Below are 24,474 nucleotides of genomic sequence, written 5' to 3' on the forward strand. Positions count from 1 at the left end.
TCGCCGGCGGCCCGGCGCGGGGCGCCACCGCACCCCGGCGTGCGGGTCCACCGGCAGGACAGTGAACGCACAGTTCACTCACAGCGGGGCCGGGGGCGGGCGGCCCGGCCGTGCGGGGAACCGAGGGATAACCCTTGAAGCGCCGGGCTTTGGCTGACATGCCACTGTCAAGCCTGCCATTCTCCACCCGACTGCCGCGTACCGGCGGCACGTCGTCTTCTTCGTGTTCACGGTCCCGCACCACTCAGCTCGTCCCGGACAGCACAACCCGTCTGCCCGGTCTGTCACCGGCCGTACCCCGCGGCCGCCGCAGGAGGAGAACGAGTGAGACCCAACCCCCGCAAGCGGACCTCGGTCGGAGCGGCCCTGCTCTCCACCGCCGCCCTTCTGGCCCTCGGCGTCCAGACGGTTCCGGCGTCCGCGCTGCCCGCCGCCCCCCACCCCGGCCCCCTGCGCACCGGCGGACTGCCCGCCGATCTCACCCCCGCCCAGCGCACCACGCTGATCAAGAACGCCGACGCGAAGGCGCCGGACACGGCCCGCTCCCTCGGCCTCGGCGCCCAGGAGAAGCTGGTCGTCAAGGACGTCGTGAAGGACAACGACGGCACCCTGCACACCCGTTACGAGCGCACCTACGCCGGACTGCCGGTCCTCGGCGGCGACCTCGTCGTGCACACGCCCCCGGCCTCGCTGGCGGCCGGCACGGTGAGCACCACCTTCAACAACAACCGGCGCAGCGTCTCGGTCAAGTCCACGACCGCCGTGTTCAGCAAGGCGGCCGCCCGGACGAAGGCCCTGACGGCCGCGAAGGCGCTCGACGCCAAGGACCCGGCCGCGCAGGGCGCGCGCAAGGTGATCTGGGCCGGCGAGGGCACCCCCAAGCTCGCCTGGGAGACCGTGGTCAGCGGCCTCCAGGACGACGGCACGCCGAGCAAGCTGCACGTCATCACCGACGCGGCCACCGGCGCGAAGCTGTCCCAGTTCGAGGGCATCGAGACCGGCACCGGCAACAGCCAGTACAGCGGCACCGTCAGCCTCAACACCACGCTGTCGGGGTCGACGTACCAGCTGTACGACACCACGCGCGGCGGCCACAAGACGTACTCCCTCAACAACGGCACGTCCGGCACCGGCACGCTGATGACGGACGCCGACGACACCTGGGGCACCGGGTCCGGCTCCAACACCCAGACCGCCGGCGTCGACGCCCACTACGGCGCCCAGCAGACCTGGGACTTCTACAAGAACACCTTCGGGCGCAGCGGCATCAAGAACGACGGGGTCGCCGCCTACTCCCGCGTCCACTACAGCACGGCGTACGTCAACGCCTTCTGGGACGACGACTGCTTCTGCATGACCTACGGCGACGGCAGCGGCAGCACCCACGCCCTCACCTCGCTGGACGTCGCGGGCCATGAGATGAGCCACGGTGTCACCTCCAACACCGCGGGCCTCAACTACACGGGTGAGTCCGGCGGTCTGAACGAGGCCACCTCGGACATCTTCGGCACCGGCGTGGAGTTCTACGCCAACAACTCCTCCGACGTGGGCGACTACCTCATCGGCGAGAAGATCGACATCAACGGCGACGGTACGCCGCTGCGGTACATGGACAAGCCCAGCAAGGACGGCGGCTCCGCCGACAGCTGGTACTCCGGGGTCGGCAACCTCGACGTCCACTACTCCTCGGGCCCCGCGAACCACATGTTCTACCTGCTCTCCGAGGGCAGCGGCACCAAGACCATCAACGGCGTCACCTACACCAGCACGACCTCCGACGGGGTCGCGGTCGCGGGCATCGGACGGGCCGCGGCCCTCCAGATCTGGTACAAGGCGCTGACGACGTACATGACGTCCAGCACCACGTACGCCCAGGCCCGCACGGCCGCGCTGAACGCCGCCTCCGCGCTCTACGGCAGCAGCTCCGCGCAGTACGCCGGGGTCGGCAACGCGTTCGCCGGCATCAACGTCGGCGGCCACATCACGGTCCCGTCGACCGGTGTGTCGGTGACCAACCCGGGCAGCCAGTCCGCCACGGTCGGTACCGCGGTGAGCCTCCAGATCTCGGCCAGCAGCACCAACAGCGGCTCCCTGACGTACGCCGCGACCGGGCTGCCCGCCGGACTGTCGATCAGCAGCTCGACCGGCCTGATCTCCGGTACGCCGACCACGGCCGGTACCTCCAGCACCACGGTCACGGTGACCGACAGCACCGGCGCGACCGGTACCGCGGCCTTCACCTGGACGGTGAGTTCCTCCGGCGGCGGCGGCTCCTGCACCGCCACGCAGCTGCTGGGCAACGCGGGCTTCGAGTCGGGCAACACCACCTGGACGGCGTCCAGCGGCGTGATCACCAACTCCAGCAGCCAGGCGGCCAGGACCGGCTCCTACAAGGCCTGGCTCGACGGCTACGGGTCGACCCACACCGACACCCTGACGCAGTCGGTGACGATCCCGAGCGGCTGCACCAACACCACGTTCACCTTCTACCTGCACGTGGACACGGCCGAGACCACCACCAGCACGCAGTACGACAAGCTGACGGTCACCGCCGGGTCCACCACCCTGGCCACCTACTCCAACCTCAACGCGGCGACGGGCTACGTCCAGAAGTCCTTCAGCCTCGGGTCCTTCGCGGGCTCCACCGTGGCCCTGAAGTTCTCCGGCGTCGAGGACACCTCCCTCCAGACCAGCTTCGTCGTGGACGACACCGCCGTGACGACCGGCTGATCCGTACCTCCCGTCCGCCCCACCCGCTCCGCACGACGACGTCCCGCACGCGGCTCCCGGCGCGTGCGGGACGTCGTCGTGTCCGCTCAGTTCAGCGGGTCGAGCGTCAGATAGGCCTGGCGCGGCGAGCCGTCGTGGACGAGGGACTCCTGCTGTCCGACGTCGTCGAAGGCGAACGCGTACGCCTTGCCGTCGGCCATCTGCGCGTGGATCTTGCGGGCGTAGTGGTTGGTCACCGTGTCCTGGTAGAAGTTCGCCGTCGTGGTGTCCGGCTGGTTGGGGTTGACCAGGAGCGTGGAGCGGTTGAAGCCCGCGCACAGGGTGCGGGAGATCGGTCCGCGCACGGCGTCGTTCGGCGCGTCCAGCAGCCGGTGGCAGCCGAAGATGCTGGAGGCGTCCGGCTTCTGGAAGCTGGTGACGACCGCGCCGGAGGAGTTGGTGAAGTTCATGACCCCGCCCGAGACGCGCCCGAAGTACTTGGTGCCGGGCTGGTCGGCGAACGGGCTGACGGTCAGCGTCGTCGTCGCGTACTTCTGCCAGACGCGGTTGACGTAGTCGTCCATCACGTTCGCCGGGAGGGCACCCGTCTCCACCCCGTACAGCGGGGCGAGAGCGCGCAGCACGGTGCCGTCGGACCGGGTCTGGATCAGGTTCGCCCAGCCGCCGGGCTGTCCGCGCAGGGCGTTGAAGAACCCGTTGTAGCCGCCCGACTTGAGGTGCCCGGTGCTCACCGTGCTCCCGTCGGCGCGCTGCACGCCGACCGCGTACGGCGCGGAGAACATGTCGACCTGGGTGCTGTTCAGCCAGAGCCCGGAGTCGTTCAGCGTGTACTCCGACCAGTTGAACAGGATGTCGCGGTTCGGGTCGCTCGGGTTCTGCACCGCCGGCTGCACCAGCCCGCCCGTGGTGAGCCGGAAGTCGAGCTTGCGGCCGTAGGAGAAGTAGATCCGGCCCGAGAACTTGGGGATGCGGATGGTGGTGGACTGGCCGGCTGCGGGGCCCGCGATCGAGGCGTCGGGAGCCGGTGTGGGCGGGTTGCCGCCGGCGGGCCAGGCGTGGAAGGAGCCGTTGGCGTCCGCCCAGCCCTGCTGCCCGGTGCTGAGGAGAGTGCCGAGGTTGTAGACGTAGAGGGCCTCGCCGCGCCCCGAGTTGTTGGTGATCTTCAGTGGGACGGTGGCGGGGACGGCCGCCTGCGCGGGCGGGCCGAGCGAGAAGAGCGCGCCGACGAGGGCGAGGGCGCCCGCGAGTCCGAGTGCGCGCCGTCGGGCGAGCGTGGGCGTGATCGTGGAGAGCACTCTCCACCTCCGTGCGGGTAGGCCTGTGGGGTTGGTCCGTACCATGTTGAGAGCGCTCTCAAAATCGCATCAGGTTGTGCGCATGTCAACGATTTGAACAAAAGGAGACGCCCGCGGACCGAAGCGGTCCACGGGCGTCCGGGTCCTCGGCGGGCGCTCAGGCGGTGGTCACAGGGTGCGGCCGAGCAGGTCGAGGAGTGCGGCCCAGTGCCGTTCGGCGCCCTTCTCGTCGTAGGCGGAGGTGTCGGCCTGGGTGAAGCCGTGCTCGGAACCGGCGTAGACCTCGCAGGTGTGCCGTACCCCCGCCGCGGTGAGGGCCTCCTCGAAGCGCTCGATCTGCTCGGGGGGCAGGCCGTGGTCGTTGTCGGCATGCCCGAAGTACACCTCGGCCCTGATCCGCCCGGCGGCCAGGTGCGGGCTGTCCGGCGCGTCGGTCACCAGTCGGCTGCCGTGGAAACCGGCCACCGCGGCGATCAGGTCCGGATGGGCCGCCGCGGTCGGCAGGGTGAGCCGGGCGCCCATGCAGTAGCCGGTCACCCCGAACGGGCCGTCCGCGACCAGCGGGCTCTCCCGCATGAACCGCAGGTACGCGGCCGAGTCCCGGACGATCAGCTCCGGGGTGAGGGCCAGGATGAACGGATACAGCGTCTCGAAGATCTCCGGGCGGGCGGCGGGGTCGATGAACTCCGGCAGCTCCATGAGCGGGGCCCGCCCCTGACGGTAGAACAGGTTCGGCACCAGCACGGCGTACCCGGCCCCGGCGAGCCGGTCGGCCATCGCCCTCAGGTGCGGGCGTAGTCCGAAGGCGTCCTGGTAGAGCAGGACGCCCGGCCGGGGCGCCCCGTCGCCGGGACGGGCGAGATAGGCGTCGGCGACGCCGTCCTCGGTGGTGATCTCCACGGCTGTGCCCTGTACGGAGGTCATGCGGGTGCCTCTCTGCGCGGTGCGTGACGGTGAGCGGACCGGCGATCGCCGGGCCCGGCGGGGTCCGGGGCGGCGACCATCGTTGCATGTACCATCCACCCGCCCGCCGGGACCCCCGCCGTGACCGGACGCGGCACGGAGCGTGCCGGCGGGGTCACTCGAAGCGCGAGGTGTCGCCCGCCCCGTGGCGCACGATCTGCGCCTCGCCGTCGGAGAAGTCGATGACCGTGGTCGGCTCGGTGCCGCAGTCCCCGGAGTCCAGGACGCCGTCCACCACGTGGTCGAGCTGGTCCTTGATCTCCCAGCCCTGGGTCATCGGCTCGTCCTCGCCGGGCAGCAGCAGGGTGCTGGACAGCAGCGGCTCACCCAGCTCGGCGAGCAGGGCCTGGGTGACCACGTGGTCCGGGATGCGCACGCCCACCGTCTTCTTCTTCGGGTGCTGGAGCATGCGCGGCACCTCCTTCGTCGCCGGGAGGATGAAGGTGTAGCTGCCGGGCGTCGACGCCTTGATGGCGCGGAAGACGTCCTTGTCCACCCGTACGAACTGGCCGAGCTGGGCGAAGTCCTGGCACACCAGGGTGAAGTGGTGGCGGTCGTCCAGGTTGCGGATGGCCCGGATCCGGTCGATGCCGTCCTTGCTGCCCAGCCGGCAGCCCAGCGCGTAGCAGGAATCCGTCGGGTACGCGATCAGCGCGTCCGCCCGGATGGCGGCCGCGACCTGGGAGATGGTGCGCGGCTGGGGGTTCTCGGGGTGCACGTCGTAGTACTTCGCCATTGGCTGAGCTTATGCCGTCCCGCCGGGCGGCGGCCGCGCAGGACCACCGCCGGTGGGCCGGTGGTGGCGGCGCCCCTCGTCGCCGGCAGTGCAGAGGCCCTGACGGCGCCCCTCGCCTCCGCGGGTGCCGAGGCCACGGTGAGGCCGGTACCCCGGACGACGGCAGTGCCCCTGTGCCCGCGCGGTCGGGGCCCGCCGTCGGCGAAGGCGGCCGACAGGGCCTCGTGAACGGTCTGCACGCCGCCTCGGCCGTCACCGGCCCGCCGCGCCTCGCCGGGGCCGCCGTGGCCGCAGTCGGCGTCCGCCCGTCCGCCCCCTCCGGCCGACCTGCGCCGCTTCCCGGCCTCCCGGGCCCGAGAGCGGACACGCCGGCCCGCGTGAGGTAACGTCCCCGACCGATATGACTGGTTCGGCCCGAACGGGCCGGGAGCGCCGAGGGACGAGGAGAGCGCCGACATGGCGGGCCGGGACGACGGGAAGCCCCACACGCACGCGACGGACGGCGCAGGACAGGACTGGGCGCGCGAACTCCTCGGACAGCTGCGCCCCGCGGACGGCGACCCGCGCCGGGTCCTCGACTGGCTGGCGGAGACGCTCGACGCGACCGTCTCCCTGCGCGACGACACCGGCACCGTCCTCGCCGGTCCGCTCACCGGACTCGACGAGGAGCTGGTCGCCGCCGTCACCGGCGGCCGGCTCGCCTCCGCCGCCTGGGAGGGCGAGGGCCGGTTCGTGCGCCTGCTCAGGGTCGAACTCCCGCGCCCCGCCTCGGCGGGCGTGCTCGCCGTGACCCGGCGCCACCCGTTCGACCGGCGCGCCGCCGCCATCGTCACGCACACCGCGGGCGTCGTCGAACTGCTCCTGCGGGCGCGGGAGACCGCGGCCACCGGACACCGGCTGACCCGCGCCACCGCCGACCTGCGCCTGGCCATCCTGCAACTGCTCATGGTCGAGGACACCGTCGCCGCCCGCCGCGTCGCCGCGGGCCTGTGGCCCGGCCTGCTCGACACCGACACCGCCTGCGTCTACGTCGTGGAGACCACCCCCGAGGAACGCGACCGGATCGCGGCCGCCTGTCTGGAGGCCACCCACGACGAGGCCCTCGTGGTGCGCTGCCCCGCCATGGACGGCCATGTCATCCTCGTCGTCCCCGGCGACGAGACGGGCCGTGAGCTGCGCGCCCTGTGCGGCCGTCATCCCGGGGCGTTCCTCGGCGGCAGCGCCCGCCAGAGCCTCGCCCGCACCGCCACCGCCTACGGACAGGCGGTCAGCGCCCTCGCCGTCGCCCGCTTCCGCCCCGACGAGGCGGCCGTCTACGCCGAACGCACCCATCCCGAACGCCTCATGGACCCCGAAGTCCTGCACACCTGGACGACCCGCCTGCTGCGGCCCCTCGACACCCTCCCGCACCACACCCGCGCCGAACTCCTCGCCACCACCCGGCTCGGCCTCGAGTTCACGGCCGTCAACGCGGCGAAGGTGCTCGGCGTCAGCCGCAACACCGTCCGCGCCCGCATGGAACGCGTCGAGAACCTCCTGCACGCCGACTTCTCCGACCTGACCGTCCGCGCCGTCGTCCATCTCGCGCTGCACGCCCAGGCCGGTGCCGCCGGGCCCCTCCCGGGGGCGGCGCCACGACCGGCGCGGCTCGGCGAGCTGCTCACCGGACCCGGCCTGCGCGCCTGGGCACGGGAACTGCTCGCCCGCCTCGACTCCGACGGACGGGACCTGCGCGGTACGCTCCGCGCCTGGATCAGCGCCGGCGGCAACGCCGAACGCGCCGCCCAGCTCCTCGGCGTGCACGCGCAGACCGTCCGTGAACACGTCCGCAGCGCCGAACCCGTCCTCGAACGCCAGCTGCTCGCCGCGGGCAGCGACCTCTACGAAGTCGTCCTGGCCCATGTGGCGGCGGGCGACCTCGACCAGCCCGACCTGCACGGACCCGCCCCGCGGACGGAATCGGGCCATCCGGACCCACCTGTGCACGGGTGAGTGTCCCGGCGCCCCGAGCGGGCATCGACACGATTCCCAAGCCGTGCGCCCGGGACGTACGTTCGACGGGCCGCGGGGGGTCGACCGGAACGGGGGACCGGTCGCACCCCCGCGTGCTCAGTCCCGCAGCCGGACCGGGATCTCCTGCCAGCCGCTCGCGATGAACGAGGGCACCTGACGCAGCTCCCCGGCCCCGCCGTCCAGCCGGATCCCCGGGAAGCGGTCGAACAGCGCGGGCAGCGCCGTGAGCGCCTCCATCCGGGCCAGCGGGGCCCCGATGCACCGGTGCACACCGATACCGAACGCCAGGTGGTCGTCCGCCGCGCGCGCCGCGTCGAACACGTCCGCGTCCGCCCCGTAGTGCGCCGGGTCCGCGTTGGCCGCCGCGTACGTCGTGATGACGGCGTCCCCGGCCGCGATCGTGACGTCGCCGACCGTGATGTCCTCCACGGCGAACCGCAGCGGCAGCGTGGCGATCGGCGGGTGCACGCGCAGCGTCTCGTCGACGACCGCGTCCCAGCCGATCTCGCCCCGCCGCACCGCCGCCAGCTGCTCGGGCCTGCGCAGCAGCGCCACCGCCGCGTTCCCGATGAGGTTCACGGTGGTCTCGAAACCGGCGCCGATCACCAGCAGCAGCGTGTACAGCAGTTCCTCACCGCTGAGCCGGTCGCCCTCCTCGTCGCGCACCCGGATCAGTTCGGTCGTCATGTCGTCGCCGGGGTGCTCGCTCTTGTACGCGATGAGCCCGCCGAGCACCGAGCCGATCTGCTCCTGCACGAACGCGGCGTGCTCCGGGGACGGGTCGGTGGTGTCCATGATGGCCGCGACGAGGCGGACGTGCGCCTCCCGCATCTCCTCCGGCACGCCGAACAGTTCGCAGACGATCCGCATCGGCAGCGGGTGGGCGAAGGAGGCCTTGAGGTCGGCCGTGTCGCCGCCCTTCTCCAGCACGTCCAGCAGTTCCGCGGTGATCGCCTCCACCCGCGTGCGCATCGTCTCGGTGCGCCGGTGGGTGAAGCTCGGCGCCACCAGCTTGCGCAGCCGCGCGTGGTCCGTGCCGTAGGTGGAGAGCATGTTGATCACGCCCACCCAGCCCAGGATCCAGCCCCAGGAAGGGCGTTCGCCGACCTCGGGCCACTGCCGCCAGTGCTGCCGCGGGTCCTTGCTGACCCGTGGGTCCAGGATCAGCGCCTTGAGTGCCTCGTACCCGGTGGGGGCCCAGGCCGGGATGCCGCCGGGCAGCTCCACGGGCACGATCGGGCCCAGGGCGCGCAGCCGGGCGCTCTCGGCGTGCACATCGGCGCCGAACGGGTCGAGGACGATGCGGTCGGTCACGGTCACGGACGGACTCCTGAGGATTCGGAAGCGGGGGAGCGGGGGCTGAAACGGACCGGCAGCGCCGTCAAGGACCGGTGGAACGGACCCGGCCGCCAGGTCAGCCGGTCGCGGGGCACGACGGGTTCGAGGTCGGGCAGCCACTGGGTGAGCCGCTCGATCGCCTCGGTGACGAGCAGCAGCGTGTGCTGCTTCACCGGACAGGCGTGCGCCCCCGCGCCCCACGACAGGTGCGAGGCGTCGTTGGGATGGCGGCCGCCGGTCGCCTCCCGCTCGGCGAGGATGCCGAGGGCCCCGTACGACACCACCACCGGCACCGCCTCGCGCAGCCACACCCCGTGGAAGGCCACCGGTCTGCGGACGTAGTAGATGCCGTAGTTCGCCAGCGGTGTCTCGTGGTGCAGCACCTCCACCACCGCGTCCATGACGGGCCGGGCGCCGTCGGTGAGGGTCGAGTAGTACAGCGGGTTGCCCAGGATCCGCGACAGGGTGTTGGAGAGCAGGTTCGCGGTCGGCCCGTACCCGGCGCCCAGGGTGAGGAACACCTGCCAGGTCACCTCCTCCCGGGTCAGCCCGGCGGGATGGTCCAGCAGCCGGCTCGTCAGGTCGTCGCCCCGCCGCTCGGTCTTGGCCGCGATGAGGTCCAGCACGTACTGGGCGTACTCCGCCTCTCCCGCGGCCGCCCGGTCGCCGCCCTCCATCATCTTGCCCACGCCGGAGTGCAGCCGGTCGCCCTGGCTCTCCGGCAGACCGAACAGGTCGTTGAGCACCAGCGCCATCAGCGGCTCGGCGAAGTCGCCGACCAGGTCGGCCTCGCCCCGCGGCCCGATCCGGCCCACCAGCAGCCGCACCGCCCGGTGCACCCGGCCCCGCAGGTCGTGCGGTTCCACCAGGTCGAACACGTCGATGAGCGTGGTCCGGTAGCGCAGGTGCGCGGCCCCGTCGGCGAACAGGGCGTTGGGCCGCCACCGCATCATGCCGAGCACCGGGGAGTCCGCGGGGACGGTCGACTCCCACGCGCGCGGGTCGTGCGAGAACGTCTCCTCGTCGTGCAGCAGGTCCAGCGCGGCCCGCCGGTCCGTGACCACGTACGCCGGCACCCCGGGCGCCAGCTCGGCCCACCCGACGGCGCCCTGCGCGCGCAGCGCCCGGTAGCGGCCGTACGGATCGGCGGCGAAGCCCTCGTCCCACAGCCGCACCGGGACGGAGCGGGCGAAGTCGTGCCGGTCCGGGGGATGGATGGTCACCGGGCCTCCATGGTGTCGTGTCCGATCAGATGGTCGACGAGCGCGAGCAGCGCGTCGACCGAGGAGTCGGGGTCCCGCGCGTCGCACGTCACCATCGGCGTCCCGGGCTCCAGGTCCAGCGCCCGCCGCAACCGCTCCTCACCGTGGTGCCGGGGCGCGTCGGGAAAGGCGTTGAAGGCCACCGCGTACGGCAGTCCGCTCTCCTCGACCAGCCCCAGCACATCGAACGACGCGTCGAGCCGGCGGCTGTCGACGAGCACCAGCGCGCCCAGCGCGCCGTACGCGATGTCGTCCCACAGCGCGCGGAAGCGCTCCTGGCCGGGCGTGCCGAACAGATACAGCACGACGTTCCCCGGCAGGCTGATCCGGCCGAAGTCGATGGCGACGGTCGTCGTCGACTTCTCCCGCACCCCGGCCAGATCGTCGACCTCGGCCGAGGCCTCGGACAGGTGTTCCTCGGTGTGCAGGGGGCGGATCTCCGACACCGAGTCGATCAGGGTCGTCTTGCCCACCCCGAACGGCCCCGCGACCAGGATCTTCACCAGGTCGCGTGCGGTGTCGGGCCGGTGCACGGCGCCGGGCGCGCCGGCGTCAGGTGCGGTGTTTGAGGGCGCGGAGGCCATCGGCCACTCTCTTCAGCAGGTCGGGGTCGAACCGTTCGGCGGGCGGGATCGGCGCGCGGGCGAGGACCAGGTCCCGGTCGACGAGATCGGCGGCCAGCACCCGCACCGCGGAGACCGGCAGCCTGAGCAGCGCGGCCGCCTCCACCACCGCGAGCGAGCCGTCCTCCAGGGTGTCGAGCAGGGCGAGTTCGGCGGCGGGCAGGCCGGCCGGCAGCGGCTCGCCGCTGCGGACGAGCACCGACAGCCGTTCCAGGTGGGACCGGCTGGGGCGGGCCACACCGCCGGTCGACAGATAGGCGGGGACGAGCGGCCGTCCGGCCGGGCGCGGGGTCATTCCGGCGCGGTGTCGTCGGCTCCTCGGGACGCGGCCGCCATGGCCTTCTCGCCCAGTCGCGCCACCTGGGAGTGCACCCGGTGCGCCAGCAGGTCCAGCCGCGTCTCACCGCTGCCGTACGCGGCCACGCAGGTGCCGTGGTCGGTCGGCACGATCAGGACGTAGCCGAGGTCGGACTCGATGACGATCTGGCGTACGTCGGCCCGCTCCCGGTCGGCGAACGCGGCGGCGGCCGTCCGGCAGGCCCCCTGCACGGTGCTGGTGATGGCGGCCACCCGTTCGGCCGACGGCTGGGACAGGGCGTCGGTGTAGCCCGTCACGAGTCCGTCCCGGGTCAGCATGACGGCGGCCAGCACGTGCGGCACCTGCAGGATCGGTTCCAGCACCCATGCCGTGTCGCCCGTGTTGCGGCTGGTCATCTGGCCGCTCCCCCTTCGTCGTCGGTGTCGTTGCGGTGGCCGGTGTGGTCGGTGTTCCCGGCCCGGTCGGCCCGGCCGGAGTCCCCGGCGGGGTGAGTCGGTCCGCTGTGCGCGGTCCCGTGGGCGCCGTCCGCCGCACCGGCGGGTTCCGTTCCGTCGGTGCGGTCGGTGCGGTCGGTGCGGTCGGTGCCGTCGGACGGGCCGGTGGGGCCTTCCGGGGCGATGAGGGCGTCCGGGGCGGTGCGCGCGGCCGGGACGGTCGCGCGGCCGTCGGCGGCGGCGCTCGCCGCGGCGCGGGCCGCCGCCGTGCCGGATTGCAGCGCGCCGAGCGCGGCCGCCGCCTGCTCAGGGCTGCGCCCCGGACCCTCCGCGGCGAGCGGACCGGGTGCGGGTGCCGGCGCGGGCGGGGCGGCCCTGCCGCGGCGGCGGCGCTGCGGCAGGCCGTCGGTCTCCGGCGACTCCTGGTGCCCGGGGGCCGCCTCGGGGGCGCCGGCCTCCGTCCCGTAGGCGTGGGAGGGGACGGGGGAAGGGCGTTCGCCGTCCGTGCGGCGGGTGGTGCGCGGCGCGCTCGCGGCCGGCGGGCGGTCCGCCGGGTCCAGGCGGCTGAGCAGATGGCTGTCGACCCGCAGCACCGCGCGCACCCCGCCGTAGGGGGATGCCGAGGACACGTCCACGCTCAGGTCGAACTGCCGGGTGAGCCGGCCGACGGCGGCCAGCCCCATGCGCGGCGGATCGCCGAGGTCGGTCAGCAGGATGAGGTCGTCCCCCGCCACCAGCCGCTGCGCCCGGTCGCGTTCGTCGCGCGTCATGCCGAGGCCGGCGTCGTCGACGGTGACGCACACGCCGTGGTGGACGTGTTCCAGGCTCACCACGACGTCGGTGTCCGGCGCGGAGTGCCTGAGGGCGTTGTCGAGCAGTTCGGCGACGATGATGGCCACCGGCTCGACGGCGTGCGAGACGAGGGCGGTGCCGGTCTCCAGGTGATTGTGGACCCGAACCCGGTGGTACCCCGCGAGCCGGGCCTGACCGCCGGTCACCGCGTCCACCAGGTGGGACTCCTCGCGCGCCAGTCCGACCCAGGCCCCGCACACCACGGCGGTGACCTGCGCGCGGCGCAGGGACTGCTCGTTCTCGTGGTCGAGCCGGAACAGGGTCTGCGCCAGCTCGGGGTCGTCGTAGCGCTGCTGGAGTCCGCGCAGGGCGTCCTGGAGCCGGTAGAGGGCCGCCTGGATCTCCCTGGTCGCGCCCCGCATGCCGGCCTGTGCGGCGGCGTCGACCCGGGTGCGCTGGGCCGCCACCTCGGACTGGAGGGCCAGCACCACGTTCTCCAGCGCGGTGCCCAGGGAGGTGCCGGCGGTCAGCGGCTGGAGCGGGCCCGGTTCGGGCAGGTGCGGATGGGCCACCTGGCGGGCCGCGGCGGGCACGCGCCGGTCGGCCAGGTGTTCGACCTCCGCCGTGAACGCCCGTATGGATCCGTCGAGTTGGGTGCGCAGCGCGGCTGTCTCGGCCCGCTGGCGGGTCAGTTGCCGCCGCAGCCGCAGCAGACTGCCGCCTAGGGCGAGCGCGGACAGGGTGCCGGCGGCCAGTCCGCCGGCCACGAGGTCCGGTAATTCCATCATCGATTCGGTTCCAGGGAGGTTCGGGCGTCGTCTCTGAACTCGGAGCAGGGGTGGATCCGGCCTGTCGCGACCGGGTACTCGCTGCACAGTACACACCGTCATCGATCGATCCCGCACGGTTGAGCGATACTTGCCTCTCGTAGTGACCGGTATCTGTTCGCTTCTGTGCCGACTGTCTGAATTGCCGTACGCGGTAAGCGAGTTCTATCGGCAGCCCAGCGGGGTCAGGACCGCCAGCGTGCCGTTGGCCTGGCGCAGGGCGAGCTCCAGGGTGACGGGCGCGTGCAGTGCGCCGGTGCCGTCCGGGGGGACCAGCCACTCCAGGAACCGCGCCGCCCGGTACGGCGGCGGCACCGCCACCCATGAGCCCCGGCCGGCACTGCGCAGCCCCGCGCCGATCCACCGGCTGCCGGGATCCGGCGGGAGGAAGAATCCGACCCGGTGGGCGGCGGTGTCCACGAGGGTGGGTCCGGGGAAGGGGCGCGGCGCCTGCCACAGCAGGTCGAGGGCGAGCATGCCCAGCCGGTCGGGCACGCTGAGCACGTCCCAGTAGCGGCCCGCCTCCAGCAGGACGATCCCGTCGCCCTGGTCCCACTCCCGCTTGCACAGCCGCGGGTCCGTCGCGGCGGCGGCGAGCCATTCCACGCCGCGCGTCCACATCGCATCGCTCATGTCGGCTCCGAGTGACGTCCGCCCCCGGCCGCATGCCGATCGGGCATATGCATGCTGGTGGATATTTCTACGTGGCGGAAGGGGTGGCGGACCGTGGCGTTCAGGTGTGTTTCGTTCGAGTTCCGAGCCCCTGTTCGACACCGCCTCCCGCGGCGCCCTGCGGGTGGTCTCAGCGGCCGGTCGCCAGGTGCAGCTTGAGCAGGTCGACGCCGTGGTCGCCGCCGTCGGGTGTGCGGACGATCGTGTGGATGTGCTGCTGGGTCGGTGTGCCGCCGGGTCCGCCGGGAGCCGGCGGACCAGCCGGTCATGGCCGTGATCGCGGCGACGCCGCCCGCGAGCAGCGCCCTGTTCGTGAACCGGCGGCGGTCGCGTCCGGTCGCGGGAGTACGTGGTCGGTGTCCATGCATGCGCCCACGGTTCAGGACGTACCTGAAGGAAACCCGAGGCCGCTCACCCCCGCCCCGTCACGGGGGCGCGGGGCCGCCCCCGGTACCGGAAGCGGCGGGTCGGCCTGGCGCAGTTCCGCCAGCAACTCGTTCTGTCCCGCCAGCAGTTCGGTGAGGATGCGGCGCGCGGCCCGCAGCAGTTCGGCCACGTCGCCGCCGGCGAGCGCGTAACTGACCGTCGAGCCCTCCCGGATCGACACCACGATCCCGGAGCGGCGCAGCACCGCCAGCTGCTGGGACAGGCTGGACGGTTCGATCTCGATCTCGGCGAGCAGGTCCCGTACGGCGACGGGGCCGCCCTGGAGCAGTTCGAGGACCCTGATGCGGACCGGGTGCCCGAGCATGCGGAAGAACTCGGCCTTGGCCTGGTAGAGGGGAACCTGCATGGTCGATCGCTCGCTCCCTGCCGCGTACGGTGCGTGCTGCGTCACGATCCTGGTGGCTGCGGGCCCCGCACACCCGTGTGATGCGCTGATCTGGATGTCTCGAGATGAAGAAATCTTCAATTCGAGGGCGTGCGAAGCCCCGCGCCGTCAGGTCCGTTACACCTCGAGTTCGGCCTCGATGCGCTTGAGCTGGTGGCGGGCCATGGCCAGGTTGGACCGCCCGCGGTCCAGGACCAGATAGATGAACAGCCCGCTGCCGCCCCGGCCCTTGAGCAGCCGGATGAGGTGGTACTGACTCGCGAGGGTGATCAGGATGTCCTCGATCTCGCCCTTCAGTCCGAGGTGCTCCATGGTGCGTACCTTGGCGCGGATCACATCGGTGTTGCCGGCCGCGGCGACGTTCAGATCGAGGTCCTTGCCCCCGCCGAGTGTGCCGAGTGCCATGCCGCTGGTGTAGTCCACGACAGCGACCCCCACCGCCCCCTCGATCGCGGTCATCGTCTCCTTCATCGAGATCTCCAGATTCGCCACGGCGCTCCTCCTGCCGGTTGCGCGGGCCCGGGTACCTCCGGCCCCGCTGGTCCCCCGAACGTACGGAGCCCGTCCCCCCGGAGAGTGACGGGCTTCGGGACTGGCCCGAGAAGTTCCGCAACAGCAAGATCTGTGATCTCTTCTGAGCTCGCCAGTAAGGAAGTTGACCGTCCCGCTAGCGGACGAGCTGCCAGTCCTGGGAGCCGTCCGTGCGCGAGGTCTCCAGGGTCAGCTGCACTCCGGCGGAGGCCCCCGTGAGGTACAGGCCGGTGTTCTTGACGGACCGGAGCCGGTAGTACCCGTCGGTGGTCGGGACGAGGGTCCAGCTGCCGGTGGCGCTGTCGTCCACCCACTGCCCGATCTTCTGGCCGGCCGTGGCGTTGCCGGTCCAGATCGCCGCGGCGCGGCCGCCCGACTTGTTCAGCAGGCTCACGCCGCCGTTCGGTTCGGCCGTCACGTGCCAGTACTGGGTGTCGGCGTCAGCTGCCGCGCCGCGGTCCTCCAGGGCGACGTCCGGCTTGTCCGCGTTGCCGAGGTCCGCGTCGTTGGTCCTGTTGCCGGTGCCGATCACCTGGCCGGTCCTGCGGTTCAGGAGCTGGTGATACGCGCCGGCCGAGTCGCCGAGGTCGACCTCCGCGTGGGCGATCGTGGACGTGCCCTGGTTGTTGAGGATCGCGATCCGGCCGGTCCCCGCCACGTACTGGAGGTTGCGGCTGTAGCCGGCGGGCGAGGTGGTCCGGTACTCCGTCCACACGCCGTCGCCGCGACCGCTGTCGTTGACCCAGACGTCGCCGCTCCCGGCCGCGTTGTAGACCAGGCGCCCGTCGGGGAGCGCGACGACGACCGGGCTGCCGCCCGTGGCGAGCGGCCGCGAACCGGCGAGGACCGGCAGCGAGGCGACCCCCATGCCGGTGGCGGACCCGCGGTAGAACCGGAGGGGATCGTCCGCCAGCACGTACCTGGTGTCGGCGCCCCCGGCCCAGTACTCGAACGTCAGCAGCCACCGCCCGTCCGTCGTCGGCACCACGTTCGTCATTCCGGGCCGACCGCCGCCGATCTCCTTCTTCCCGCTGCCCATGTCCTGCTCCGAGCCGGCGACGTCGACGACGGGAGCGCTCCAGTTCCTGCTCTTCCCGTTCCAGGTCCGGTGCACGAGGATCTGGCCGTGCGAGTCCGGGGCGGTGTCGTTGGCCGGGTCGAGGACCGGCACGCCGGTGACGGGGTCGAAGCCCGTGTAGTCGTTCTCGTCGGAGTAGTAGGCGACGAGCTTGTTCCGGTGGACCATCAGGTACGGCTCCCAGAGGGGGTCGACCTGCCTGTCCGTGTTGGCGGCGGCGACGTTGCGGCCGACCGCGCCCGCGCTGCCGCCCTGCCAGCCGCCGGTGGCGATGATGCCGACGACCTTCCAGGTCCTGCCTTCGTCCCCGCTGGAGTACAGGGCGATGGCCAGATCCTTGCGGTCCCCGTCGTTGTCCGGCGTCCAGGCGGGGTCGGCCGCCTTGTGCTCCTTGTAGTAGTAGTCGTCCCCGGACACGACACTGGCCAGCAGCAGCGTGCCCTTGCCGAGGTCGCCGACCCGCTCCGGAAGGACGTACAGGTACGGGTTCGTCCAGTTGCTCGTGTACTTCGCGTACCTGGGATCGTCGGACAGGTACGCGGGCGCCTCGACCTCGGACAGCGGCTGCCAGCTCGTTCCGTGGTCGTCACTCTTGTAGACCGGGAGGGTCTGTCCGTCGGCGCTGCCCGACGCGGGCACGACGGTCGACCTCTCGAACGACGCCACGAGGCGCCCGCTCGGCAGCTGCGCCGACTTCGGGTAGACGGCGCAGTTGCCCCGGCCCTTCAGGCACGGCTCGCCGCCGAGCCGGTACAGGGTGCCGCCCGTCGGGTTGTACGCCCGCGCGCTGACCATGGGCAGCGCCAGCATCGCGGACGTCGCGACGACGGTCGTCAGCATCCTGATCGTTCTTCTGCTCTGCATGACCCCTCCTGGGGACGGCCGGTCGATGGGTGCGGGGTGGGCTCAGGCGACGAGGACGCGGACGTCCCAGGGACCGAGGCCGAGGGCGGTGCCCACGGGCACGGCGGCGCCGCTCAGCACGTCGGAGAGGTCCACGGGGACGGTGACGTCCACCGGCTCCCAGCTCCAGTTGTGGACGACGTGCACGCGTCGTCCGTCCGGTGCGGTCGCGGACGTCGCGGTGACGGAGTCCGGCAGGTCCCGCCAGGTCTGCCGCGCGGCGGGCGCCAGCCACGCCGCGAGGGCGCGGGCGAGGTCGCGCCCCGGCGCGGTGCCGACGTAGGTGACCCGGCCCGCGCCGTGCCTGCGGCTGGTGACGGCGGGCCAGCGCCCGAAGTGCGGATGGTCGTACGTGACCAGCACCTCGGCGTCGGTGACGGTCAGCGCGTCGGCCCAGCGGGTCGCCGTCGCGCCCTCGGGAAGGCCGAACGGGGCCCCGGGCGCGGACCGCACGGGGATCTCCCCGACGAGGTTGCTGAACTCGTCGTAGCGGACACCGGCGACCTCGGTCAGCCGGCCGGGCGCCGCCTCGTGCCGGGCACGCGCCTCGTGGTCGGCGTAGCCGGTGCGCGGGCCGAGGACCAGGTGGCCGCCGGCCTCGGCGTAGGCCGCGAACCAGTCCAGCATCGAGTCGGCCGCCAGGTACAGCGCCGGCACCACGAGCACCGGATGCCGGCGGGCGGCCTCCTCGGGCGTCGGGCCGTCCCCCTCCCGCGCGGACGAGTGCGGGCCGCGCGGGTCGTGCAACTGGCGTGCGTGCACGATGCGCACCTGGCGCCCCGCCTCGAAGGCGCCGCGGTAGAAGGGATCGAAGAAGCGGTGGTAGGCGGCCGGGTCGGGCTCGCCGTCCGGCTTGGCCAGCGGCGGGTACTTCTGCATCAGCCACTTGCTCGGCGTCGAGTACACCATCGTGATGTCCGCGTCCGGTTCGAGTCCGGCGACCAGCTCCCCGGCCCGCTCGAACTCCGCCCCCAGGCGGGCGAGTTCGGCGTAGGTGCGGCCCGGCTGCCCGGTATGGGGCAGCACACCGCCCCAGTAGGTCTCGGCGCCGAAGTGCAGGGTGTTCCAGTGCCAGTACTCGATCATGCGGGCGCCGCGCGCGACCAGCGCCCAGGCGGCCTGGCGCCACTGACCGTCGTAGGCGGGGCGGTTGTCCCACGGGAACCCGATGGAGCCGGCGTTGGTCTCGGTGACCAGGAACGGCTCCTGACGGGAGGAGTACATCCAGTCGGCGGTCTGGTACAGCGCCCAGACACCGGTGGTCCTCCAGATCTGCTCGTGGCCGTCGGGGGTGGGGTCGGGCAGCAGCAGATCGTCCTGCATGCCGTAGTACGGGTTGCCCGCGGTGACGTCCAGGCGGTCGGTCAGCTCGTCGTCCTCCACCGCGGGCCGGGTGTAGGAGATGCACGTCGTGACGAACTGCCCGGCGTCGGCGTACTCGCGCACGACGTCCGCCTGCCAGCCGATGAACTCGGCGACCTGACGGGCCTGGAACGCGCGCCAGGCGACGTCGTACTGGGGCTGGGCGTTGCCGTCCGGGGTCCACAGGTCGGCCCAGGTGGACAGACGGTGCGACCAGTAGACCAGGCCCCACTCGCGGTTGAGGGTCTCGACGTCGCCGTACGTGCCGCGCAGATGGTCCACGAAGCGCTGGAAGACGCCGTGGTTGTGGAACAGCTCCAGCCCGGGCTCGTTGTCCACCTGGAAGCCGATGACCGCGGGGTGCTCCGCGTACCGCGCGACGATCGCGCGGATCACCCGCTCGGCGTGGAAGCGGAACGCCGGGTGGGTGAAGTCGACCTCCTGACGGGCGCCCCAGCCGATCCGCTCACCGGTGCGCCGCTCGCCCGTGATCTCGGGGTACTGGCGGGCCAGCCACGGCGGCACGGCGTACGTCGGCGTGCCGAGGACCACGCAGATGCCGCGCTCGTGGGCCCCGTCCAGCACCGGCAGCAGCCAGTCGAGGTCGAACCGTCCGTTCTCCGGCTCCCACGTGGACCACACCGACTCGCCGACCCGGATGACCGTGACGTGCGCGTCGGCCATCAGGTCGAGGTCGGTCTTCAGGCGCTCCTCGGTCCGTTCGGTGCCGTACGGGGGCCGGTACTCGTGGTAGTACGCGGCGCCGAAGAGGACGCGGGCAGGCAGGGCCGCCATGAGGGAAACCTCCGGAATTCGAGGGGGGGGGAAGGGGTCACTGCTTGACGCCGCCGGCGGCCAGGCCGCTCTGCCAGTACCGCTGGAGCAGCAGGAACGCCACGACGAGCGGCACGATCGAGACGAGGGAGCCGGTCACGACCAGGGCGAGCATGTCGCTGCTGGCGCCCGCCCCGCCGTTCTGCGCCTGCGCCGCCCAGGAGGAGAGGCCGACCGTGACGGGGTACAGGTCCGGGTCGTTCAGCATGATCAACGGCAGGAAGTAGTTGTTCCAGGTCGCCACCAGGGTGAACAGCAGTACCGTCACCAGGCCCGGAGCCAGCAGCCGCAGCGCGATCCGGAAAAAGATCCGGGCCTCGCCGGCCCCGTCGATGCGGGCGGCCTCCAGCACACTGTCCGGGACGGCGTCCTGCGCGTAGATCCGCATCAGGTACAGGCCGAACGGGTTGACCAACGAGGGCAGGACGACCGCCCAAGGAGTGTTGACCAGGCCCGCCTCGGCGAAGAGCAGATAGGTCGGGATCGCCAGCGCGGTGGTCGGGACCATGACGGCGCCGAGCACCAGGTTGAAGGAGATCCGGTCACCGCGGAAGCGGAACTTGGCGAACCCGTACCCGCCCGCGGCGGCCAGCAGGGCGGCACCGACCGCGCTGACACCCGCGTACAGGACCGTGTTCAGCAGCCAGTGCACGAAGACGCCGTCGTCCTGCGTGAAGGTCTGCCGGACGTTCGTCAGGAACTGCGGGGCGTGCGAGAACCACAGGCCGAAGCTGTTGAACAGGTCCTGGGTGCTCTTGGTCGAGGCGATCAGCAGCCAGAACAGGGGGAGGAGGAAGTACGCCAGCACGGCCAGCATGGCGATCGTCAGCGGGGTGCTGCGCCGGGCCCCGCGCCGCGGGCGTGCCGGGGTGGCCGCGGGTACCGTCCGCACCGGCCCGGCGGTCGTGGCCGTGGGGGTCGTGGTCGTCACGGGGTCCTCCTGCGGTTCGCGGTGAGCAGGACGGCGTAGGAGGCGATCACGATGACGAGGCCCAGGAGGAAGGACACCGTGGCCGCGTAGTTGACCTGCTGACCGGTGAACGCGAGCGTGTAGGCGTAGAGGTTGGCGGTGTAGGAACTGCTGATCACGTCGGGGGCGATGGTCATCAGCAGCTTCGGCTCGTTGAACAGCTGGAAGCTGCCGATCACCGAGAACAGCAGGGTGAGCATCAGCGCCGGGCGCAGGGCGGGCAGCTTGATCGACCAGGCGATGCGCCAGGCGCCGGCCCCGTCCACGGCGGCCGCCTCGTACAGCTCCTCGGGGACGGTCCGCAGGGCGGCGTACAGGATGATCATGTTGTAGCCGACGAACTCCCAGGTGACGATGTTCGCCAGGCTGGCCAGCATCCAGCCGTCGCCGAGGAAGTCGGGGACGGGCAGGCTCAGCGACCGCCCGAGCTGGGCGAAGGGGCCGAAGTCCGGCCCGTACAGATAGCCCCACATGAGCGCGGCGACCACGCTCGGCACGGCGTACGGGACGAAGATGCCCAGCCGGACGACACGGGCGAGCCGCAGCAGTCCGCTGTCCAGGGCCAGGGCGAACGCCAGCGCCAGCAGCAGCATCACCGGGACCTGGATCACGAAGAACAGCGCGACCCGACCGATGCCGTGCAGGAACTGCGGATCGCTCAGGGCCTGGGTGTAGTTGTCGAGTCCGACGAACGCCGTGCCGCCGATGAGCCGTTCCTGGAACAGGCTGAGGTAGGCGGCGTAGCCGAGCGGGGCGAGGAAGAGCAGCAGGAACAGCACCATGAAGGGCGCGACGAACAGCGGGCCCGCCGCCCGTTGACGGTTCATCTCAACTCCCCTTGACGGTGAAGCCCTGGTTCTTGGCGTACGAGGTGAGCCGTGACTGCCAGGTGCCGAGCGCGCGGAGGGTGTCGGACTTGTCGGCGAGGGACTTGCCGACCGTCTCGGTCCAGTCGGTGGCCGCCTGGTCGAGGAACGGAGGCCACTGGAACGAGGCGTTGACGGTGGAACTGATGTCGGCGAAGACCTGGTTCACCTTCTGGCCGCCGTAGAACGAGGGGGCGTCGGCGACGAACTCGGCATCCGTGAGCAGGGCCTTGGTCGCGGGGAAGAAGAACTGCTCGGTCGCGAACATCTTCGCGCTGGCGGGGTCGGTGTTGAGGAACTGCGCGAACACCGCGGCCGCGACGGGATTCTTGGTCGAGCGGATGACGGCGGTCGTCGAGCCGCCCCAGTTGCCCGAACTCGGCTTGGCTGCGTCCCACTGCGGCAGCGGAGCGGCCCGCCACTTGCCCGCGGTGGCCTTGGCCGAGCCGGAGAGGAAGACCGGCCCCCAGGCCGCGGTGATCCAGGTGGCGTACTTGCCCTTGTTGAGGGCCGCGTACCAGGAGTCGGTGAAGTCCGGCTCGACGCCGATGACCCCTTCCCTGGCGAGACCGCCCCAGTACTCGCCGAGCTTCCTGGAGGTGGCGTCGTCGACGCTGATGGTGATGTCGCTCCTGCCCGAGGTGACGTATGGCTTGGCGCCCGCCTGCCACAACAGGCCGTGCCACGCGGCGACCTGGTTGGCCGCCAGGTTCGTCAGGTAGACGTCGGGGTCGGCCTTGTGCAGCTTGCGCGCCGCCGCGGCGAACTCCTCCCAGGTCCCGGGGACGTCGATGCCGTGCTTGTCGAAGATGTCCTGCCGGTACAGCATGCCCATCGGGCCGGTGTCCTGGGGGATCGCCCAGACCTCCCCGTCGCTGCCGCTGACCTGGCCCCATGTCCAGTCCACGAAGGTGGACTTGAGCGCGGAGGCGCCGTAGGGCCGTAGGTCCAGCAGGCTGTCGGTGATGGTGAACGTCGGGATCGCCTGGTACTCGATCTGCACCAGGTCGGGGGCGCCGCTGCCGGCCTTCAGCGCGGTGCGCAGCTTGGTGTACTGCGGGGTGCCCTGACCGGCGTTGACGACCTTGACCTTGATCGCCGGATACTTCTTCTCGAAGAGCGCGACCTCGTCCTCGATGTTCGGCACCCAGGTCCAGAAGGTGAGTTCGGTCGGCGTCCGCATCGCCTTGTCGATGTCGGCCCGGGCGACCGCCTTGCCGGAGCCCGTGGAGCCGCCGGAGTCACCCCCGCCGCAGGCGGTGAGGGCGGCGCCGAGCGACAGGGCGCCCGTCGTGGTGAGGAACAGCCGGCGGTTCATCGAGGAGCGGCCGGGCATGGCTGGGAAGGGATTCTGGGGCATGGTGAACTCCCGCCGGGGGCGATGGTCACGGCACGCCGGACGAGGGCGTGCGCGGGCATGGGGTGGAGGAAGATGTGGACGCGACGACCCGGGACCGGCTCACCGGTGCGGTCGTGGCTGGAAGTGGCCGTAAGAAGCCGGAACAACGGGAAGAGCGGGAAGAGCGGAAGGAACCGGAGGACCGGAGAAGGGGACGCGCGGGTCGGAGTCCCGGTCGGGGGCCCGACGCGATCGGCGGCGGCCCGGTGCGGCTCCGGGTACGGGGCGGTCCTGAGGGGCGTGGACGGTGTCAGCGGCTCGTCCACGGCTCATGGGCGCGGCCGTGAGTCGATGAGGTGCGGTCGGCAGGGCCGGTGGTGCTGGTCAGCGGGCCGGTCGTGCCGCTCGTGCCGCTCGTGGCGGTCAGTGCGGTGTCGAGGGGCCTCCGTTCGCCTGTGGTCCGGTGGCGCCGGTGTCGGCGCCGGGGGAGTTGGTGGCGGCGGAGCGCTCGCCGCGAGCCGGGGTCGTCCGGTTCGGCGGGGGCGCGGTCGAGGAGCGGACGAGGAGGTCGACCGGTGGGTCGCTCGCGGGCAGCGGATCGGCGTGCGGGTTCTCGATGGCGTGCACGAGGCGTTTGAGCCCCTCCTGCGCCACGGCGTCGAACGGCTGGGGCACCGTGGTCAGCGGAGGAGTGACATAGGCGGCGACCGGAATGTCGTCGAAGCCCACGACACTGACGTCCTCGGGCACCCGACGGCCCGCCTCCGTCAGCGCGCGGATCAGGCCGATCGCCATGTCGTCGTTGGCGGCGAACACCGCCGTGACGGCGGCGTCCGAGGCCAGGAGCCGTCCGGCGGCGTAGCCGGACGCGGCCGACCAGTCGCCCTCGACGACCGCGGGCACCGCCCGGCCGTGGGCGGCCAGCGTCGTCCGCCAGCCATCCAGCCGGTCCCGCGCGGCGTACCAGCGCTGCGGCCCGGCAAGGTGATGGACCGTCACATGTCCCAGTGACAGCAGGTGTTCGGTGGCGATACGGGCCATCAGGTCGGCTCCGTCGCCCGCGGTCAGCACCGTGGGAGCGCCGACGGGGGACGGTGCGCCCAGGACCAGGACCGGCACGTCCACCCGCAGGGCGACGCCACCGTCGGTCTTCTGCTCGTCGATCGGCTCGGAGATGACGATGCCGTCCACCCCCTGGTCGAGGAGCGAGTCCACCGCGCCGGCGATGCCCGCAGGGTCGCCTTCCATCGTGTTGACCACACGCAGCGCGTACCCGGTGTCCCGCAGGGCGCGCTCGACTCCCATGAGCAGGGAGGCGGGTCCGTACAGGGCCGTGCCCAGCGTCACCACGCCGATGGAGCGGGTCCGCCCGGACGCCAGCGCCCGGGCGGCGTTGTTGCGCCGGTAGCCGAGCTCCTCGGCGGCTTCGAGGACGCGTCGGCGCACGTCGGCGGAGACGTACTGCTCGTCGTTGAAGACCCGCGAGACCGTCTTCTGCGAGACGCCGGCCAGTCGGGCCACGTCCACGCTGCGCGGCGCGGCGGGGTTTCCGCCCCGCCCTGTCCCTCGCGTCATCGTCGCCCTCCCGGTGGCCGTCGTCTCCGCACGATAGTGCCAGACGTGGTCCGCATGACTGCGCAGTCATGTCTGCGCTGACATGTCTACGCAGTCATAAGGCGGGCGTCAAGAGGTGGGACGGGATCCGTCACCTACGGGGGGATCGGCGCGTCTCTCGTCGTGCGCTGGTGACCCGGC

20 protein-coding genes are annotated in these 24,474 nt (G+C 72.1%); 2 read left to right on the plus strand and 18 right to left on the minus strand.

From position 1 onward, the window contains the following. The first annotated feature begins 324 nt into the window (after positions 1–324). Complete coding sequence (locus tag Saso_RS09850; protein WP_189918646.1) at positions 325–2,730, plus strand: M4 family metallopeptidase; 2,406 nt, start codon at positions 325–327, stop codon at positions 2,728–2,730. Positions 2,731–2,816: 86 nt separating this feature from the next. Here the strand turns inward: Saso_RS09850 and Saso_RS09855 are convergent, their stop codons facing one another. From Saso_RS09855 to Saso_RS09865, 3 genes are all read right to left on the minus strand, one after another. Next, positions 2,817–4,025, minus strand: coding sequence for a glycoside hydrolase family 64 protein (locus Saso_RS09855; protein WP_189918647.1), 1,209 nt, complete (start codon positions 4,023–4,025; stop codon positions 2,817–2,819). A gap of 168 nt (positions 4,026–4,193) precedes the next feature. After that, the gene (locus tag Saso_RS09860) at positions 4,194–4,949 is read right to left on the minus strand and encodes a dienelactone hydrolase family protein (protein WP_189918649.1); all 756 of its coding nucleotides are present in this window, start codon (positions 4,947–4,949) and stop codon (positions 4,194–4,196) included. 154 nt (positions 4,950–5,103) lie between these two features. Continuing rightward, the gene (locus Saso_RS09865; protein ID WP_189918651.1) at positions 5,104–5,724 is read right to left on the minus strand and encodes an L-threonylcarbamoyladenylate synthase; all 621 of its coding nucleotides are present in this window, start codon (positions 5,722–5,724) and stop codon (positions 5,104–5,106) included. Between the two features lie 456 nt (positions 5,725–6,180). Here Saso_RS09865 and Saso_RS09870 point away from each other — a divergent pair, with 456 nt between their 5' ends. Next, the gene (locus tag Saso_RS09870; protein ID WP_189918653.1) at positions 6,181–7,716 is read left to right on the plus strand and encodes a PucR family transcriptional regulator; all 1,536 of its coding nucleotides are present in this window, start codon (positions 6,181–6,183) and stop codon (positions 7,714–7,716) included. A 117-nt stretch (positions 7,717–7,833) separates the two neighbouring features. On the opposite strand, the gene Saso_RS09875 is transcribed toward Saso_RS09870, so the two are convergent. The 15 genes from Saso_RS09875 to Saso_RS09945 form a co-directional block, all read right to left on the minus strand. Next, positions 7,834–9,057 carry a cytochrome P450 family protein gene (locus Saso_RS09875; protein WP_189918655.1) on the minus strand — a complete coding sequence of 408 codons (1,224 nt, stop codon included), beginning with the start codon at positions 9,055–9,057 and terminating at the stop codon, positions 7,834–7,836. Then, positions 9,054–10,298, minus strand: coding sequence for a cytochrome P450 (locus Saso_RS09880; RefSeq protein ID WP_189918657.1), 1,245 nt, complete (start codon positions 10,296–10,298; stop codon positions 9,054–9,056). The genes Saso_RS09875 and Saso_RS09880 overlap by 4 nt, the downstream gene beginning before the upstream one ends. Further along, a complete protein-coding gene (locus tag Saso_RS09885; RefSeq protein WP_189918659.1) occupies positions 10,295–10,921 on the minus strand; it encodes a GTP-binding protein in 627 nt (208 codons plus the stop codon). The genes Saso_RS09880 and Saso_RS09885 overlap by 4 nt, the downstream gene beginning before the upstream one ends. Then, the gene (locus tag Saso_RS09890) at positions 10,890–11,255 is read right to left on the minus strand and encodes a DUF742 domain-containing protein (protein WP_189918661.1); all 366 of its coding nucleotides are present in this window, start codon (positions 11,253–11,255) and stop codon (positions 10,890–10,892) included. Before Saso_RS09890 ends, Saso_RS09885 begins: the two co-directional genes overlap by 32 nt. After that, complete coding sequence (locus Saso_RS09895) at positions 11,252–11,674, minus strand: roadblock/LC7 domain-containing protein (protein ID WP_189918662.1); 423 nt, start codon at positions 11,672–11,674, stop codon at positions 11,252–11,254. Before Saso_RS09895 ends, Saso_RS09890 begins: the two co-directional genes overlap by 4 nt. Further along, positions 11,671–13,293, minus strand: coding sequence for an ATP-binding protein (locus Saso_RS09900; protein ID WP_229901092.1), 1,623 nt, complete (start codon positions 13,291–13,293; stop codon positions 11,671–11,673). The genes Saso_RS09895 and Saso_RS09900 overlap by 4 nt, the downstream gene beginning before the upstream one ends. Positions 13,294–13,497: 204 nt before the next feature. After that, positions 13,498–13,965, minus strand: coding sequence for a hypothetical protein (locus tag Saso_RS09905; RefSeq protein WP_189918664.1), 468 nt, complete (start codon positions 13,963–13,965; stop codon positions 13,498–13,500). Positions 13,966–14,383: 418 nt separating this feature from the next. Then, a complete protein-coding gene (locus Saso_RS09910; RefSeq protein WP_189918666.1) occupies positions 14,384–14,797 on the minus strand; it encodes an ArsR/SmtB family transcription factor in 414 nt (137 codons plus the stop codon). Between the two features lie 156 nt (positions 14,798–14,953). Then, positions 14,954–15,328 (minus strand): hypothetical protein, encoded by a 375-nt coding sequence (locus Saso_RS09915; protein WP_189918668.1) that lies wholly within the window; start codon positions 15,326–15,328, stop codon positions 14,954–14,956. A gap of 175 nt (positions 15,329–15,503) precedes the next feature. After that, positions 15,504–17,309: an RICIN domain-containing protein gene (locus tag Saso_RS09920; RefSeq protein ID WP_372442416.1), complete on the minus strand. Its 1,806-nt coding sequence runs from the start codon at positions 17,307–17,309 to the stop codon at positions 15,504–15,506. Between the two features lie 42 nt (positions 17,310–17,351). After that, positions 17,352–19,505, minus strand: a complete 2,154-nt coding sequence (locus Saso_RS09925; RefSeq protein ID WP_189918670.1) for a beta-galactosidase — start codon at positions 19,503–19,505, stop codon at positions 17,352–17,354. A 37-nt stretch (positions 19,506–19,542) separates the two neighbouring features. Continuing rightward, on the minus strand, positions 19,543–20,475 hold the full coding sequence (locus tag Saso_RS09930) for a carbohydrate ABC transporter permease (RefSeq protein ID WP_189918672.1): 933 nt from the start codon (positions 20,473–20,475) through the stop codon (positions 19,543–19,545). Continuing rightward, positions 20,472–21,341: a carbohydrate ABC transporter permease gene (locus Saso_RS09935; protein ID WP_189918674.1), complete on the minus strand. Its 870-nt coding sequence runs from the start codon at positions 21,339–21,341 to the stop codon at positions 20,472–20,474. Before Saso_RS09935 ends, Saso_RS09930 begins: the two co-directional genes overlap by 4 nt. Before the next feature lies 1 nt (position 21,342). Continuing rightward, positions 21,343–22,740, minus strand: coding sequence for an ABC transporter substrate-binding protein (locus Saso_RS09940; RefSeq protein WP_189918676.1), 1,398 nt, complete (start codon positions 22,738–22,740; stop codon positions 21,343–21,345). A 402-nt stretch (positions 22,741–23,142) separates the two neighbouring features. Beyond that, positions 23,143–24,294: a LacI family DNA-binding transcriptional regulator gene (locus Saso_RS09945; protein ID WP_229901093.1), complete on the minus strand. Its 1,152-nt coding sequence runs from the start codon at positions 24,292–24,294 to the stop codon at positions 23,143–23,145. Positions 24,295–24,474 lie beyond the last annotated feature (180 nt).

This window comes from Streptomyces asoensis (assembly GCF_016860545.1).
GTDB lineage: Bacteria > Actinomycetota > Actinomycetes > Streptomycetales > Streptomycetaceae > Streptomyces > Streptomyces asoensis.